The 16,571-nt window shown below is 70.4% G+C and carries 13 protein-coding genes; 7 read left to right on the top strand and 6 right to left on the bottom strand.

Going from position 1 to position 16,571, the window contains the following annotated elements:
- Positions 1-249 precede the first annotated feature (249 nt).
- Positions 250-1,065, bottom strand: coding sequence for an HD domain-containing protein (locus IEY93_RS18420; RefSeq protein ID WP_189164315.1), 816 nt, complete (start codon positions 1,063-1,065; stop codon positions 250-252).
- Between the two features lie 289 nt (positions 1,066-1,354).
- On the opposite strand from IEY93_RS18420, the gene IEY93_RS18415 reads away from it, so the two are divergent.
- Positions 1,355-2,497 carry a carboxylate-amine ligase gene (locus IEY93_RS18415; RefSeq protein WP_189164314.1) on the top strand — a complete coding sequence of 381 codons (1,143 nt, stop codon included), beginning with the start codon at positions 1,355-1,357 and terminating at the stop codon, positions 2,495-2,497.
- 53 nt (positions 2,498-2,550) lie between these two features.
- On the opposite strand, the gene IEY93_RS18410 is transcribed toward IEY93_RS18415, so the two are convergent.
- The 3 genes from IEY93_RS18410 to IEY93_RS18400 all read right to left on the bottom strand — a co-directional run bounded on the left by IEY93_RS18410 (position 2,551) and on the right by IEY93_RS18400 (position 5,344).
- Positions 2,551-4,101 (bottom strand): NAD(P)-binding domain-containing protein, encoded by a 1,551-nt coding sequence (locus IEY93_RS18410; protein ID WP_189164313.1) that lies wholly within the window; start codon positions 4,099-4,101, stop codon positions 2,551-2,553.
- A gap of 4 nt (positions 4,102-4,105) precedes the next feature.
- Entirely contained in the window at positions 4,106-4,669 is a 564-nt protein-coding gene (locus IEY93_RS18405) for a hypothetical protein (protein WP_189164312.1), read from the bottom strand.
- Positions 4,670-4,783: 114 nt separating this feature from the next.
- Positions 4,784-5,344 carry a carboxymuconolactone decarboxylase family protein gene (locus IEY93_RS18400; protein WP_189164311.1) on the bottom strand — a complete coding sequence of 187 codons (561 nt, stop codon included), beginning with the start codon at positions 5,342-5,344 and terminating at the stop codon, positions 4,784-4,786.
- Positions 5,345-5,623: 279 nt separating this feature from the next.
- Here IEY93_RS18400 and IEY93_RS18395 point away from each other — a divergent pair, with 279 nt between their 5' ends.
- The gene (locus IEY93_RS18395; protein ID WP_189164310.1) at positions 5,624-6,019 is read left to right on the top strand and encodes a nuclear transport factor 2 family protein; all 396 of its coding nucleotides are present in this window, start codon (positions 5,624-5,626) and stop codon (positions 6,017-6,019) included.
- A gap of 157 nt (positions 6,020-6,176) precedes the next feature.
- Here the strand turns inward: IEY93_RS18395 and IEY93_RS18390 are convergent, their stop codons facing one another.
- Both IEY93_RS18390 and IEY93_RS18385 read right to left on the bottom strand, forming a co-directional pair.
- Positions 6,177-6,875, bottom strand: a complete 699-nt coding sequence (locus IEY93_RS18390; RefSeq protein ID WP_189164309.1) for a carboxymuconolactone decarboxylase family protein — start codon at positions 6,873-6,875, stop codon at positions 6,177-6,179.
- Positions 6,876-7,678: 803 nt separating this feature from the next.
- Positions 7,679-8,830, bottom strand: coding sequence for an acyltransferase family protein (locus IEY93_RS18385; protein WP_189164308.1), 1,152 nt, complete (start codon positions 8,828-8,830; stop codon positions 7,679-7,681).
- Between the two features lie 919 nt (positions 8,831-9,749).
- Here IEY93_RS18385 and IEY93_RS18380 point away from each other — a divergent pair.
- The 5 genes from IEY93_RS18380 to IEY93_RS18360 all read left to right on the top strand — a co-directional run bounded on the left by IEY93_RS18380 (position 9,750) and on the right by IEY93_RS18360 (position 16,570).
- Positions 9,750-11,357, top strand: coding sequence for an MFS transporter (locus IEY93_RS18380; protein WP_189164307.1), 1,608 nt, complete (start codon positions 9,750-9,752; stop codon positions 11,355-11,357).
- A 251-nt stretch (positions 11,358-11,608) separates the two neighbouring features.
- Positions 11,609-11,839, top strand: a complete 231-nt coding sequence (locus IEY93_RS18375; protein WP_189164306.1) for an acyl-CoA carboxylase subunit epsilon — start codon at positions 11,609-11,611, stop codon at positions 11,837-11,839.
- A 501-nt stretch (positions 11,840-12,340) separates the two neighbouring features.
- The gene (locus IEY93_RS18370; protein ID WP_189164305.1) at positions 12,341-13,333 is read left to right on the top strand and encodes a DUF1702 family protein; all 993 of its coding nucleotides are present in this window, start codon (positions 12,341-12,343) and stop codon (positions 13,331-13,333) included.
- A 295-nt stretch (positions 13,334-13,628) separates the two neighbouring features.
- On the top strand, positions 13,629-14,606 hold the full coding sequence (locus IEY93_RS18365) for a DUF1702 family protein (protein ID WP_189164304.1): 978 nt from the start codon (positions 13,629-13,631) through the stop codon (positions 14,604-14,606).
- A complete protein-coding gene (locus IEY93_RS18360) occupies positions 14,603-16,570 on the top strand; it encodes a CRTAC1 family protein (RefSeq protein ID WP_189164303.1) in 1,968 nt (655 codons plus the stop codon). Before IEY93_RS18365 ends, IEY93_RS18360 begins: the two co-directional genes overlap by 4 nt.
- The last annotated feature ends 1 nt before the right edge of the window (position 16,571 follow it).

The following is a 16,571-nucleotide window of genomic DNA, read 5'->3' as shown; positions in this document are numbered from 1 at the left end:
ATCATCACCCGCCTCGCCGTCATCAACTGACAACCCCCACCCCGGCCGGCCCGCGAACCACCCACACCGCGGGCCGGTCAATGGTGCTGAAGACGCTCCGTCACTTCGCGGTGGCCGGGGATCGTCCTGCGGACAGGTCCTGGCCTCCGCAGCCCCGCGGGCCATGCCGCGCCCTCGGGCGTCGATCACATTCGGGACGCCGTCTGGGCGGCCGCGGCGGCTGTGGGACATCCTTGGCGAGATCCGGCATCAACGGGGGTGGCGGAGGGTGTGGGAGATGCGGGGCATGGCGGCGATCAGGTGGGCGGTGTGGCGGAGGCGGGCGCGGCGGGTGGGCAGGGCGTGCAGGTCGGCGTGCCACTCCTCCAGCCAGCGGGCCCGGGACGCGGCCGGCAGCAGCGTCGCGGCCAGGGAGAGCGCGCGGAACGTCATGCCGGCGCCGTCCCTCGCGCCGCGCCGGGCGCGCGCGGGCACACCGCCGTCCTCGCCGAGGCGGTCCAGGGTGAGGACGGTCGCGGTGGCCAGTTCCTCCAGCTCCCGGCCGACGCCCTCCATGCCGAGCCGCCGCGCGATGGGGACGAAGACCTCCAGGCTCTCCCGCGACTTCACCCGCTGCTTGGCCGGGGGCAGGAAGGCGAGCGTGCGCTGGTTGTGCAGGCGGTCGGCCAGCTTGAGGGCCAGTACGCGCGCGTCGGTCGCGTTCGCCCATCCGTCCGGGCGGCGGGCGGGGTCGTCGATCAGGGTGAGGCGGTTGAGCAGGGCCAGGACGCCGGAGCCGAACTCGGCGGCGATCTGCGCGGGCGGGCAGGCGGTGTCGTCCAGCACGTCGTGCAGCAGGGCGGCGCACAGCACCTCGTGGTCCATGTCCAGCCCGGCGAGGATGGCGGCGACGGCGAGCGGGTGGGTGATGTACGGGTCGCCGTTGCGGCGGGTCTGGCCCCGGTGCCAGTACGCGGCGACGGTGTAGGCGCGCTCGATCAGGCGTGCCTGGCCGGCCGGTGGCGGGGTGGGGAGCGCGCCCAGCACCGGGTGCACCGGGGAGGGCGTCGGCGGGACGTTCGGCATGACTAGAACTCTACATAGGGTGCCGATGATGCACAGGTCTCCGTTGCGCGACAGAGTCCTCACCTTGCTCCTGGTCGATCACCGGTGAGACCCGCGCAGAACGTGCTCTGGTCACCGTCGACCGGTTCGTCCCGTGATGTGCTTTCGCCGTGTCCCCGGGGCGACCCCGGTTCGGTGTGCCGGGACCCCATTGCGGCCCCTAGTGAAGATCTGGATCGGTAGCGTGGCGTCATTCGGTACGTGAGCCCGCGGGCGCGGGCGATCTGGAAAGCCCTCACTGGAGTAGATGATGACGGCCATCGTGGACGCACCCCAGCCGGTGCCCTTCGACGCGCTATGCCCCCTGATGGGAGTGGAGGAGGAGTACCTGGTCGTCGACCCGGTGACGCGGGAGGTCAGCCCGTGGGCGGCCCGCGTCGTCACCCGGGCCGCCGCGGAGATGGGCGACCGGGTCTGCGCCGAGATCACCCGGCTGCAGGTCGAGGCCAAGACCGCCCCCTGCGCGGGCATCGGAGAGCTGGAGCGCCAGCTTCGCGAGATGCGCCGCGCGGTGGCCGCGGCGGCGCGCGAGGAGGGCCTGGCCCTGGTCGCCTCCGGTACGCCGGTGCTGGGCGAGGCCGTCCCGCCCCCGATCACCGAGGACCCGCGGTACGAGATCGGCATCGCGAACTACCGCTCACTGCACGATGAGCAGAGCATCTGCGCCGGCCACGTCCACGTCCATCTGCCCGACCGCGAGCGCGCCGTCCTGGTGGGCAACCACCTGCGGCCCTGGCTGCCGGTGCTCATCGCGCTGATGGCCAACTCCCCGTACTGGACCGGCCGCGACACCGGCTACGCGAGCTGGCGGACGCTGTCGTGGGGCAAGTGGCCGGTGGCCGGCCCGCCGCCGTACTTCGGCTCGCTGGACGAGTTCGACGCGACGATCGCCGCGCTCACCGAGCTGGGGGCGCTGGTCGACCCCGGGACGATCTTCTGGGACGTGCGGCCCTCGGCCCGGCTGCCCACCCTGGAGGTCAGGGTGACCGACGTGCCGGCCACCGCCGAGGAGTCCGCGCTGCTCGCGGCGATCGTGCGCGCGCTGGTGATGGTGTCGCTGGAGAAGGTCGAGCGCGGCGACCCCGGGCCGCGGCTCGCGGCCGAGCGGCTGCGCGTCGCCTACTGGCGGGCGGCTCGCGACGGGCTGGACGGGCACGGCGCCGACCCGGTCACCGGCCGCCTGCGCCCCGCCGACGAGCTGCCGGAGGTGCTGCTCGCGCACATCCGTCCCGGCCTGGAGGCCACCGGTGACCTGGAACTGGTCACCGAACGGCTCGCCCGGCTGAGGGTCACCGGCACCGGCGCCGCCCGGCAGCGCGCCGCCCACGCGCGCCGCGGCCTGTTCCCCGACGTCGTCGACCACCTGATCGACACGCTCGTGCCGGTCTCCTGACGGCCTGGAGCCTCGTGGGGCCCCGGGCGGACGGCCCGGGGCCCCACGGAGGCTTACAGGTAGGGGGCGAGGAAGGATCTGAGCGGGGCGACGTGGCGGACGGGGTCGCGCCACTGGGCGAGCAGGTCCTCCAGCAGGTGCCGCTCGCCGGCCTGCTCGCCGTGCTGCCACACCCGGACGACCGGGTGCAGGAAGGCGCTCTCGTGCGCCCGCTCGGGCGTCGGGTGGCGCTTGATGGCGAACACGTCCTCATGCCGGTCACGCCCCCAGCGCAGTGTGACCGTGAAGACCAGCGGGTGGGCGGCGAACCGTTCGACCGCGTAGTCCTCCGGCAGGTCCGTGTAGTGCACGACCACCCCGGCGTCCTCGTCCAGGACGTACACGTCGCACAGGTACTCGAACTGGGTCCACAGCGCCGAGCTCCAGTTGACCCGGTCGAGCATGGTGGCGGTCAGCCGGTCGGCGTCGCGCGGCAGCACCTGCCGGTCGAGCGGGGTGGACTCGTACCGCTCGGCCAGCAGCGCGGCCATGGTGCGCAGGTTGTAGCGGAACCCGTCGATGAACGCCGAGGACGCCCGCTTGAAGTCGCGGGCCTGCATGAGCGTGCCGGCGAAGTACATGCCGTCGACGTTGGCCGACTGGAAGTCCGGGCCGATGGCGGGCATCCGGCCGTTGGGGGCGAGCTCCGGGCGGCAGGAGTCGTCGAAGACGCCGGTGTCCATGGTGAACCCGGTGCAGCGGATCACCGCGTCGTACTCCAGCTCGGCCGTCTCGCCCTCGGCCAGCGTGTAGGTGATCGCGGCCTTGTAGACGTCGCCCTCGCGCCACAGCCGGTCGACGGTGCACTCCAGCACGCCGTGCAGGGTCTTGAACCAGTAGCTGTCCAGCAGGGCGCCGTACTGGCCGCGCACGTGGCCCGGGTGCTTGGTGGTCCACGACAGCGTGACCGGGCTCGGGCTGGCCAGGTGGATGATCGCGGCCTCGCCGAGCATCGACTGGGCGGTCTCGAACGCCGAGTTGCCCTTGCCGATGATGAGCACGCGCTTGTCGGTGAACGTCTCGCCCGACATCGGGACGTCCTCGTACCCCATGGCCAGCTCGATGCCCGGGATGTCGGGGATGTTGGGCCCGCCCCAGCCGGTGGCGACGATCAGGCATTCGGCGCGGAACACCTCGCCTCCGGCGGTGTGCGCGAGGAACACCCCGCCGGTCTTCTCCAGCCGCTCGACCGGTGTGGAGTACCGCACGTTGAGGTCGTGCCCGCGCTGGAAGTCGGCCAGGTAGCGCACCAGGTCGTCGGCGCAGGGGAAGTACTCGCGCGAGTAGTGGGGGAACATCAGGTCCGGCGAGTCGCTGAGCAGGGAGTTCCAGTCCCAGCGGAGCAGGATCTCGGGGTCCTTCTCGCCGGTGTGCACCTTGTTCAGGGAGATCAGCCTGCGGTGGCGCGGAAAGCGGCGGAAGAAGCCGCCGGGGGAGTCCTCGCGCTCCAGGGTGAGGTAGTCGGCGCCGGCCCGCTGCAGGTAGTAGCTGAGCTGCAGCCCGGCCGGCCCGGCTCCGATGATCAGATAGCGGTGTACGCGCCCGTCCGGCGCCTCGGCTGTCACGGAGTCAGGCCGGCACGACGGCGCAGTTGCAGCGCATCTGCGCGCGCTCGGCGGGCGTGGGACGGCGGTGCAGCCACATCGCGACCACCATGGGGATGAAGACGATCGCGTTGTAGAACAGGTGCAGTTCGACCCGGGGGACCAGGAGCTGGATGATGCTGGTCGGCACCGGCCGGCCCAGCAGGTTGTTCCCGGTCAGCGCCTGCAGCAGCAGGAGCAGGTGCTCCAGGTGGTGCCAGACCTGGATGCCGAGCGAGATGCTCCACCAGGTGCGGGCCCGGCCGGTGAAGCCGCGCCGCAGCACGATCAGGCCCACCAGCATGAGCAGCGCGTACCCGTAGTGCATCCACTCGGAGGTGACCAGCCACGGGAAGAACAGCCCGAGCACGCCGCGGGCCTCGGGGATCGGCCAGCCGAGGGCGTAGATCTGGATCGCCTGGACAACGTGCTCGGCCCAGTGGGCGATCACGATGGCCAGGAACACGTTCAGCCCGAGGCGGTGGTGTTCGGTGTTGAGCGAGGTGAGCAGGTCGCTCCGGTGGGGTAATGCGCTCGAGTGGCTGGCCATTGGGTCCTCCGCGGGGGTCGGGTGGTACACGCCGGAGGAGCGGGCGCCGCGCTCCGCTCCGCACGGCAGGGGGGTGTGCCGCCACCCGGCCGGGGCCGGGCGGCGGTGCTGCCGTCAGGAGTCGCGCTGCGATTCGGCCAGCAGGCCGAGGTAGCCGTCGGAGACGATGCGCTTGGCGCGCGCGGCGTAGGAGGCCGGGTCGTCGGGGGCGATCGTCGCGAGCCCGTCCACGTAGCGGTTGTACATGCAGAACGCGGCGGCGATGAGCACGGTGTCGTGGATCTCCAGGTCGGTCGCGCCCTCGGCCCGGGCGGCGGCGACGTCCTGCTCGGAGACCTCGCGCCCGCTGCGCTGCACGGCGGCGGCGATGACCAGCAGGGCCTTGAGCTTGGCGGAGACCGGGGCGGCCTGGAGGTCGTCGCGCACCTGCTCGACCAGTTCCATGCCGCCGGGGAGCTGGGCCGCGGCGTAGGCGGCGTGCGAGGAGTAGCAGTAGCGGCACGCGTTGAGCGCCGAGACGTAGGCGGCGATCAGCTCGCGCTCACCGGGAGTGAGCGTGCTCTCACGGCGCAGCAGCACCTCGACCAGCTCGTTGAGCGGCCGGGCGGTTTCCGGACGGAACCGGAAAAGGCCCCGAATGCCGGGTTCATCGGTGGTAAGGGTGATGTGGGGCATGGTGACTTCCCTCGCCGGTGCTGCAGTCGGGGCATGACGGATGGCCGGAGGTGCGCATTCCCCCTGCCAATCGTTCATGCTCGCCATACGACCACCCCCCTGTCAATGGGTGTTTTCGGTCACCCCTAACCGGCTTGATCGGACCCCCTAAATTGAATTGTCCTTACCGGTATGGCCATAAGGTAAGTGTCTTCTCACTCCCTTGTTCGCGGCTGAAGCGGCGGCGTAGCGTCACCACGTCGCCCCCTGACGATCCGCACCATCATGAGGAGGCCGTCCATGTCAGAACACCCGAACGTCAATCCGGTCCGCGAGATCTACGACGCCATCGCCAAGAGCGATCTGGACCACATCCGCGACAGTCTGCTCGCCGACGACGTGTCGTTCCACGTCCCCGGGCGGGGCCCGCTGGCAGGTGACTACAACGGCAAGGAAGAAGTGCTCGGCTACCTGGGAAAACTCGCCCAGCACACCGACAATTCGCTGCAGTACGAGCCGTACACCTTCCTCGCCGACGACGGGCACGTGGCCGCGCTGCTGCGCATCAGGGGTGAACGGGACGGCAAGCTCCTGGACGAGCGTGGCGTCCATGTGTTCCACCTGGCCGGCGGCAAGATCACCGAGCGGTGGAGCTTCCCGTACGACACGCACGTCATCGACGAGTTCTTCGCCTGACCGGTCCGGCAGGCCGGCCGTTCGACCGGCTGCCCCTTCGACCGTCTGAACGGTCCGGCCGTAACCGTCCTCGGGCACGGCCGGACCGTTCGGCTCTTGGCCGCCCGCGCGGCGCCGGCCCCCTGCCGGCGCCACGCGGGCGGCTCGCGTGCCGGGCTCATGGCTGCGGTTGGGTCTCGGCGGCGAAGACGGCGAGATAGCCGTTCGCCATCTTCGCCCGCGCCGCGTACACCGCCGGGTCGTCCGGTGCGAAGGTCGCCAGCCCGTCCACGTAGCGGTTGTACATGCAGAACGCGGCGGCGATGAGCACCGCGTCGTGGATCTCGACGTCGGTCGCGCCCGCCGCGCGCGCGGCGGCCACCTGCTCCTCGGTGACCTTCTTGCCGCTCTCCTGTACCGCCCCGGCGATCGCCAGCAGCGCGCGCATCTTCTCCGACACCGGTGCGGAGGACAGGTCCGCGCACACGTGCTCGACCAGCATCATGCCATCAGGTGAGCGCACGGCCGCGAAGGCCGCGTGCGTGTAGAAACAGAACCGGCACTGGTTGAGCGCCGAGACGTACGCCGCGATCAGCTCGCGCTCCCCGCGGGTCAACGTGCTGTCGCCGCACAAGAGCACCTCTGACAGGGCGTTCAACGGCAGCGCCGCCTCCGGCCGGAACCGGAACAGCCCGCGAATGCCCGGCTCATCGGTGTTCAAGGCGATATGCGCTCGGCTCGGGCTCGGTTCTCCCAACGGCACGAGCGGAGGGCGGGCCGGCCATTCGAGACCACAGGACAGGCCCGCGGTCTCCGGCAGGTCGGAGACGTCGAGCGAGACCTCGGAGCGGACGGGCAGGGCAAGGGCATTGGACATACTCAACCTTCTTCCGTTAGGGGATTTGCTCGCATGACCAACTCTGTGCTCGGGCTCACCGCCGAATTCGGGGGGCGACCGGTCGGCAAGCACACGTATCGGTAAGGCGACGGCGTTCGACAATGGACGACCCTTCTTTCCGGGAGCGAAGTGAGCTCGCACAATCCACTGTGCGACCGGCCCCCGGCGCCCGGACAGAGGAATGGCGGGCAGCAACCTGCCGGGCGGAGTCCATTTCCTGCCGGGCGGTCCCCTTGACCGCGGCCCGGCGATCAGGAAGCCACCGCATAGAGCCGTCTGGAAGAAGTGCGGACGAGCGCGCGGCGCGAGAATGCTGTGGAGACAAGGTGTCAAGTTCACTGACTCCGGCCGGATACCGAGCGGCTGACCGGAAATAACGTGTGTCTTGCGGTGAGGACGGCAACGTGAGCGATGGGAAGTCCGGGGCGGGACGAGCCGCCTCGCTTCACCTCGCGGGCACCGAGCGGTCGTGGCTCGTGGACGTCCGCGGGTTCATGGTGGCGGGCTTCCTGGTCACGATGGGCGGCCTCGGTGACCGGATCGGCCTGTCAACGCTGCTCTCGCTCGTCCGCGACATGTTCCGCGACGGCAGGCGACGGGCCTCCGCCATCGGCATCTGGGCGGGTGCCGGTTCGCCGATGCGTTCGGCCACGCGGCCGTCGTCGCCATGGCCGGAGAACGCGAGGTCGCGCCGAGGTGATGGTCGCCATCACTCCTTGACGTCACGCGGGCCGCCGGCTCTGAGAGCAGGCGGCCCGGTGTTCCCCGTGGCAGGACGGTTATCAGGGGACGATCGACGGCGCGGCGGACGCGACCGGCTTGGACGTCTCCGCCGGCGGACCCCCGGCCGGTGGCGGAGGGGGAGCGGCGTGCCGTGGGCGCGGCTTCGACGAGGCGAAGCGCTTCATGATCGGATCTTCGACCAGCCGGAACAGCATCCAGGACAGCACCAGGGTGATCGCGAACAGCACTCCCAGCATGACGAAGCCCATCGGGGTGCTCCAGCCCTCGGGTGAGCCGAACAACTGGCGGACGTACACGAGGATCAGGTAGTGCACCATGAACATGGCGTAGGACACGTTGCCGAGCCACACCATGGGGCGGCTGCCGAGCCAGCTCCGCCGGCCACTCGCGTCCCTCGCCGCACCGGCGGCGATGACGAGGCCGAGCGGGATGACCTCGACGGCCACGACGTTGTAGCTCAGCGGGAACAGCGGGGTCATGACGTAAACGGCGACGGCCAGCGCCGCCGCCGAGGGAAGGCTCACCGGGATCCTTCTGCCGGTCAGGACGATCCGGGCCAGGATGATGCCGAGGACGAACTCCAGCATCCGCACCGGCGGGAACTGCGCGACGAACCAGAACTCCAGTTCCGTCATGCCGAAGCCGGGCATCGGCGGCTGGGCCGGCAGGATCACCTTGGCCACCAGCGGCATGGCGAAGATGGCGGCCACCACGATCCCCGCCCACGCCCACAGCCGCTCAGGACGGATGCGGCCGATGGAGCGGGCCAGGAGCGGGAAGCAGAGGTAGAAGAGCACCTCGCAGGACAGCGACCACGCCGGGCCGTTGAAGATCGCCCTGAGCTCGAACTGCGGGAAGTACGACTGGATCAGCAGGAAGTGCAGTGCCGCGGTCCCGCCGTCGATGGTCTGCTTCATCACGAAGCTCACCAGCAGCAGGGCGCCGACGAGGGTGACCAGATGGTTCGGGTAGATCTTCAGGAAGCGGCGCCACCAGAACGACTTGGCGGAGTCGGTGGCCCGCTGGACGTAGGTGAGGATGAAGCCGCTCAGGATGAAGAAATAGGTGACCGCCGCCAGTCCGGCGATCAGGACGACCGACATGTACGTGCCACGCGCACCCGCCGAGGCGAACAGATTCGCGTCGATGCCGTGGGTGAGGAAGACCAGAAACGCGGCGACGAACCGCATTCCCGTCAGCGACGGGAGCCGTAATGGTCGAGTGGGGGGAGGGGAACTCGCGGATAATGGTAAATCCACCATGTGACGCACCTTCACTTCCGGCCGGCTTGAACGGGGTCAAGGGCCGCCAGGAATGCCTGCACGTCGCCAGGAAGCGGCAGCCCTCCGAATAACAGGACTAGACCCTCGCATCCCCATGCCGGCCGCGCATGTCGCAAAGTGCTCTCTTCACGCCCGGGCCGCCGGGGGAGGAGAAGTCCGCACTCCGGAAGAGGTGCCGTGGAGCAGGGTGATTCACGTCAAGGCGGCCTGGTGCTCGGCGGGCACCACGCACGTCCCGGCGCCGGGGAGCCGTTGTGTCGGGGCAGGGTTCATGCCACCACCGGTGTTCGAGCCCGGCTCATCTTCGTCTCGGCCATGCGGTCAGCGTCACATCCGGGCGCGCCGTGCCACATCTTCGTGATTGCTGTTCCTCGCAGCCCCGGCAGGCCGTTGGTCTGTCCGAAAAGGGGGACGGGGTGCACCTCGTCAACGCAGGTGGCGACGTCATATGGCAATTCAGAAGAAGGACGATCCGACTCGGGGCGCTTACAGTGGGTCACAGTGACTGTTCGTCCTGTTCCCGAGCCGGGTGCCGATCCGTACCCTGCTCGAACGGCCCTCCTCCGGACCTCGGTGGCGCCCTGTCGCCCGCGACGACCCGAGGGAGGATGCGCGGCATCATGATCATTTACGCGGTCCTTCCGTGATTCGAGCGACAAGGCGGATGTGACCACCGGCTGGGCACACGCCGGCGTCCGGCGGACGACCCTCGCGGATCGCGACGTCGGCGGCGTCATGGCATCGAGCCGAGCAAGGTGGGCGATGCCGCACGAGTCCGAGAGCGAGCAGAGCACGTCGTGGACCACGATGACGAAAGGAATATGCGATGAAGGCGAACCTGGAGGCCGGTCCCGGCCTGCAGGCGGGGCGGCGCGAGTGGGCCGGGCTGGCGGTGCTGGCCCTGCCCACCCTGCTGACCTCTCTGGACATCAGCGTGCTCTACCTGGCCGTGCCGCACCTGAGCGAGAGCCTGCACGCCGACTCCACCCAGCAGCTGTGGATCCTGGACATCTACTCGTTCATGCTGGCCGGGTTCCTGGTCACCATGGGGACGCTGGGTGACCGCATCGGCCGTCGCAGGCTGCTGCTCATCGGCGCCTCGGTCTTCAGCGTCGCCTCGGTGCTCGCGGCCTATTCGGTCAGCCCGCAGATGCTGATCGCCTCCCGTGCCCTGCTCGGCATCGCCGGCGCCACGCTGATGCCCTCGACCATGGCGCTGATCCGCAACATCTTCAAGGACCCCAAGCAGATGGGCACCGCCATCGGCATCTGGTTCGCCTGCTTCATGGGGGGCATGACGGTCGGCCCGCTGGTCGGCGGGGCACTGCTGGAGCACTTCTGGTGGGGCTCGGCCTTCCTGCTCGGCGTCCCGGTCATGGTGCTCCTGCTCATCGTCGGCCCCCGCCTGCTGCCCGAGTACCGCGACCCGAACGCCGGCCGCCTCGACCTGGCGAGCGTCGCCCTTTCGCTCGCCGCGATCCTCCCCGCCATCTACGGGCTCAAGGAGCTCGCCCGCAACGGCGTCCAGCCGCTGCCGGTCGCGGCGCTGGTCATCGGCATCGCGATCGGCGTCGTCTTCGTGTCCCGTCAGCGCAGGCTCGCCAGCCCGCTGCTGGACCTCCGCCTGTTCGCCAACCGGAACTTCAGCGCCGCGATGGGCGTCATGCTGATGGCCGGCATCGTGATGGCCGGCACCACCCTTCTGTCGAGCCTGTACCTGCAGACCGTCCAGGGCCTCGGTCCGCTGAACTCCGGCATGTGGCTGCTGCCGCAGAACATCGCCATGGTCGTCGGCTCCATGGCCGCCCCCGCGCTGGCCCGCAAGATCCGCCCGGCGTACGTCATCGCCGCCGGTCTCGTCATCGCCGGAGCGGGCCTGGTCGTCCACAGCCAGGTTCCCGCGGCAGGCGGCCTGCCCTGGCTGGTCACCGGGCTGGTGCTGGCCGCCTTCGGCATCGCCTTCCCGATGTCGCTGACCATGAACCTGATCATGGGTTCCGTGCCGCCGGAGAAGGCCGGCTCGGCCGCCTCGATCAGCCAGACCAGCGGTGAGTTCGGCGTCGCCATGGGTGTGGCGGCCCTCGGTAGCCTGGCCACGTTCGTCTACCGCACCCAGCTGGGCGACCACCTGCCCGCCGGCCTGCCCGCCGGCGCGGCGCAGACCGCGAGCCAGAGCATCACCGCAGCCCTGAGCGCCGCCCAGCAGCTCCCCGGCCGGCTCGCCGGCGGGCTGACCGAGGTCGCCCGCACCGCCTTCACCAGCGGCCTCAACGTGGTCGCCGCCGTGGGCGCCGCCATCTTCATCGGCCTGGCGATCCTTTCCGTCACCATCCTGCGCCGCACCGACCAGCCCGCGCCGGCCCCCGACGCCGCGCCCGACGCCGCGCCCGCCGCCGAGCGCGACGTCGAGCCCGACCTGGCGACCGTCGACTGATCCGGCGCCATCTATCGATCCACGACACCCGGAGCCGGGTGGCCCGGCACGACCGTGGCCACCCGGCTTCTTCGCGTGCACCCGGCGCCTGCCCGAGGTGGTGATGCCCCGCCTGATCCGGCGGCGTGACACCGGTCCGCAGGATCGGCCGTGGCGGCGACCGCCGGTTCCAGGTGCGCATTCGTGAAGTTGTGCCGCCTTTCGGCCGGGTGTGACGCTTGCGGGAGGTGTTCGATTCCGGGAGGGTCGACGTGGCGCAGGATTTCTATCTGAAGGTCGTGCGGGGAAATCCGACGGCCGAGGAGCTGGCGGCGCTCATCACGGCGCTGTCCGCCCGCGCCGCGCGGGTGCGCCTGGCCGCCGAGGAGGAGGTCCCGGCGGAGGCCGTCACGGCCTGGCAGGACGGCCTCCACAAGGTCCGCAGGCCGGCCGTTCCCTCGGCGAACCCCGCGGCCTGGCGGATCAGCGGCTGGGCCGGCTGACGGCCCGCCGCGACGCGTCCGTCCAAGCCGACCGCCGCCGGGCGCCCAGGGTGGGCGCCGGTGAGCGCGGCGTCCAGGGCGCCGGCCGCGCGCCGCAGTGCGATCTGTGCGGTCGTACGCGGCCCGGCGATCACGGCGGCGAGCGCCTGCCGTAGGCCGTCCGTCCTCGCTGGACGGCGGATGCCGTTCCATTCCGGCGGCGGCCGCGCCGTGCCATCGTGCCTTTCCCCGGCCCCCGCTGAGCCTTATGCCGCACCGCTCGGCATCGGATTTCACCCGGCCGGCGCCTTTCGATCAAGCGGCTCCCCGTGGCCACGACATCGGGCCGCTCCGGGTCCGGGCGCCATCACCCCTGCTCGCCCGCGGTCATCCCCAGATTCAAATAGGTCCACCGAGCTTGGCAATACGGGAGATGTCGCTTAACCGTCCGGCATATCACCATGAAATGGTTCGGCGGGGTATGGAACCGTCAATTGGCCGACGGTGAAGACGAGGAGCATTATGCCTACCTTGATCGGTTCTCTGCGCAGGCTCGTGCTGACTCCATCGCTGGCCGAGGTGACATTCGGCGCACGGGGTTTCCCCGCCGTGCCCTCGGACGCGACGCGCAAGCTGGAGGCGATCCCGCAGGCGGTGATCTGCGGCTTCGAGTGGGGCATCGACGCACGCGACCAGTGGGAGGTCGAGCGCCGCCTCGGCCTGGTGAACCCCGAGATGCTCGGCTTCGCCTATGAGGGCGCGACCATGGCCTTCACCGTGCTGGACGCGATGGCGGGCGGGCGCGGCCACCGCACCCGAGACCTGCTGCTCGGCCCCGGACAGCCGCACATCTTCCTCACCTACATCGGCATCGGCTTCGCCATGGCCCGGCTGCCCCGTCCGCTGTGGAAGAAGGTCATGCCCGACCTCAGCGGGTCGGCGTACTACCCCACGATGAGCTGGCTGGCCGTCGACGGCTACGGCTTCGACCGGGCCTACTTCGAGACCCGCCGCTGGGTCGACGAGCAGCGCGTCCCCGCCCCCTACGCCTGGGAGGGCGACCCGGACTACTTCCTGCGCGCCGTCGACCAGGGCATCGGCCGCGCCCTGTGGTTCATCCACGGTGGCGACGTCCCCGGCATCGCCGCCCGGGTGGCGGGCTTCGCCTCCGGGCGGCGGCCCGACCTGTGGAGCGGCGTCGGGCTGGCGGCCACGTTCGCCGGCGGGTCCACCGCCGAAGGGCTGGCCGCGCTGCGCGACGCGGCGGGAGAGTACTTGCCCGAGCTGGCCCAGGGCTCGGTCTTCGCCGCCAAGGCGCGGGACTTCTCCGGGTTCGTCCCCGAGCACACCGAGGTCGCCGCCTCGGTGCTCGCCGGCCTGTCGATGCCGGCGGCCGTCGCGCTGGCCGACGCCACCGCCGTCGAGGCCGGCCCGGGGGCGGTGCCGGCGTACGAGCTGTGGCGCCGCGCGGTGCGCGCGCACTTCAGCGCCGCCGCCGAGCGCGTCGCCCGCTGACGTAGCGGGCGCCCGCCGGGCGCCCGCCGCCCGAACGGCCCGCGCAGGCCGTCGGCGGCGTGCGAACGCGCCCGGCGGAAATGCCGCGGCCCCGGGAAACCGGGGCCGCTGATTATGAGATTTCGTTTCTCCGCGGCGTGCGGGTTGATTTCGCACGGCATTTCCGCATGCCCGCACGGAGAACAGGGCACCGAGTGAGCACGTTTGAAGTGGCTCTTCAGTACGCCCGTATGGCTACATTCTATACACAGATCACCCCACGGAGCAGGAAAACCCCCGGGGGAGGGAGAGGGAATTGGCCGGCCTTCTGAGGAATTTACGGCGGCGTATCATCACACCCGGCGTACACGAGACGAAACTCGCGACGCGCGGTTTCCACGTGAAGGACGACGCGGCGCGAGAACTGCTGGAGACCGTCGGTGAGATGTTCCTCACCGGCTACGCGTACGCGGCCGAGGCGCGTACGCCCGCCGAGGCCGAGGAGCGCCTGGAGCAGATCCCCCACAGGTTCCGCGGCTTCGCCTACGAGGGCGCCGGCATGGCCTACGCCATCCTCGACGCCACTCCGCTCGCCACCAGCGGCAAGCTGGCCGGCTCCCTCGCCGGACGGGGCGCCGAGCAGGTCTACCTGATCTACGTCGGCGCGGGCTGGGCCATGGCGCGGCTGCCCCGGATGCTGTGGTCCAAGATCCACCTGCCGGACCCGCTGCTGCGGTGGCTGGCGCTGGACGGCTACGGCTTCCACCAGGCCTACTTCAAGACCGACCAGTACGTGCACGGGCAGTACCAGGACTCCGGCTTCCGGTGGCCGGACGGGTCCGCCGCGTACGCCAACCGGGTCATCGACCAGGGCATCGGCCGCGCGTTGTGGTTCGTCGGCGGCACCGACGTCGAGGTGGTCTCCTCGCTCATCGCCAAGTTCCCCGAGCACCGCCGCGGCGACCTGTACGCCGGCACCGGTCTGGCCGCCACCTACGCGTGCGGCGCGGCCGAGGACGAGTTGCGCAGGTTCGCCGAGCTGGCCGGGCCGTACCGCCCCCAGCTCGCGCAGGGGTCGGCGTTCGCGGCCGAGGCCCGCGTGCGGCCCGGCCTGGTGGTGCCCGCCACGGAGGTGGCGACGCGGGTGTTCTGCGGCGTGACGCCGCAGGAGGCGGCGCGGATCAGCAACGGCTCCATTCCCGATCAGCCAGTTCAGGGTGATGTGCCGGCCTATGAGGTGTGGCGGCAGCGCATCGCCGACCAGTTCGTCTCTCTTGGAGGTGTTAGCCGGTGACCGCGACCCTTGGCTGGCTGCGCAGGCAGCTACCGGGAATCGTCGCTCTCGTGCTGGTCACGAGTGTCTTCCTGATCGCCCGCCTGCCGTCGTACTCCGCGGCCGAGACCGCGACCATCGCCAGCAAGTTCCAGTTCAAGCCGTTGTCGATCGCGTTGCCCAGTGGCTATCAGCAGCAGACGATCCGCAAGGTGAACAAGGACTACGAGCACATCGACGCCTGGATCTCCTCGGTCGGTGCGGCCATCGCGATGAACGACCTCGACGGTGACGGGCTGTCCAACGACCTGTGCCTGGTGGACACCCGCATCGACCAGGCCGTGGTGACGCCCACCCCCGGCGCCGGCGGCTCGCGGTACGCGCCGTTCGCGCTGAACCCGGCCCCGCTGCCGATGAACGACCACATGGCGCCCATGGGCTGTGTCCCCGGTGACTACAACGAGGACGGCCGCCTCGACCTGCTGGTCTACATGTGGGGCCGTACGCCGATCATCTACCTGGCCAAGCCGGGCGCGACCAAGCTGGACGCCACCGCCTACCAGCCCACCGAGCTGGTCTCGGGCCCCAACTCCAAGAACGGCGTCTACATCGGCGCGGAGTGGAACACCAACGCGGCGACCGTCGCCGACTTCGACGGCGACGGCCACGACGACATCTTCATCGGCAACTACTTCGCCGACAGCCCGGTCCTGGACCCGACCGCCGAGGGCGGCGTCCACATGAACCACTCGATGTCGGAGGGCCTCAACGGCGGCGAGGACTACTTCTTCCGCTGGACCGGCTCCTCCACCGGCGCCACCCCCTCGGTCACCTACCAGTGCCTCGACAACGTCCTGCCCGAGGAGGCCTCCAAGGGCTGGGAGCTCGGCGCCGCGGCCGCGGACCTGGACGGCGACCTGCTTCCCGAGCTGTACCTGGCCAACGACTTCGGTCCGGACCGCATGTTCTACAACCGGTCCACGCCGGGGCACATCAAGCTCTCGCCGGTCACCGGCGTGCGCTCGCCGATCATTCCCAAGTCCAAGACGGTCGGCAACGACTCCTTCAAGGGCATGGGCGTCGACTTCGGCGACCTGAACCACGACGGCCTCTACGACATGTTCGTCAGCAACATCACCACCTCGTGGGGCATCGAGGAGAGCAACTTCCAGTACATGAACACCGCCAAGGACAAGGCGGACCTGACCGCGCAGATGCGCGGTGGCGTGGCGCCGTTCAAGGACGAGAGCGCGCCCTCCGGCACCGCCTGGTCGGGCTGGGGCTGGGACATCAAGATGGCCGACTTCAACAACGGGGGCGAGCTGCAGATCGCGCAGGCCACCGGCTTCGTCAAGGGCCAGACCGACCGCTGGCCGCAGCTGCAGGAGCTCGCCACCGCCAACGACCAGTTGCTGCAGAACCCGTTCTGGTGGCCGAACGCCCGCGCCGGCGACGACATCGGCGGGCACCAGACGCTGCACTTCTTCGTCAAGGGCCCCTCGGGCCGGTACGTCGACATGGCCAAGGACCTCGGTCTCGCCATCCCCACGCCGACCCGCGGCATCGCCACCGGTGACGCCGACGGCGACGGCCGCCTGGACTTCGCGGTCGCCCGCCAGTGGGACGAGCCGGTCTTCTACTCCAACCAGAGCCCGGACACCGGCGCCTACCTCGGCCTGAAGCTGCTCCGTGACACCCCCGCCTCCCCGGGCACGCTCCCCGCGGCCGGCTCGCCGGTCACCGGCGCGCAGGTCTGCGTCAAGACGCCGGACGGGCGCATGTACGTCGGCCGTGTCGACGGCAGCAGCGGTCACTCCGGCCGGCGTTCCACCGACGTGCACATCGGCCTCGGCAAGAACGTCACCGGCCCGCTGACCGTGAACCTCCAGTGGCGCGACCGCACCGGCCAGGTACACGAACAGGATGTCCAGCTCGCCACGGGCTGGCACACGATCGAGCTCGGCCTGCAGGCCAAGGAGAAGTGAT

This window comes from Sphaerisporangium melleum (assembly GCF_014646695.1).
GTDB lineage: Bacteria > Actinomycetota > Actinomycetes > Streptosporangiales > Streptosporangiaceae > Sphaerisporangium > Sphaerisporangium melleum.
Note: the sequence above shows the minus strand (reverse complement) of the source record. Positions and strands in the feature narration are given on the sequence as shown.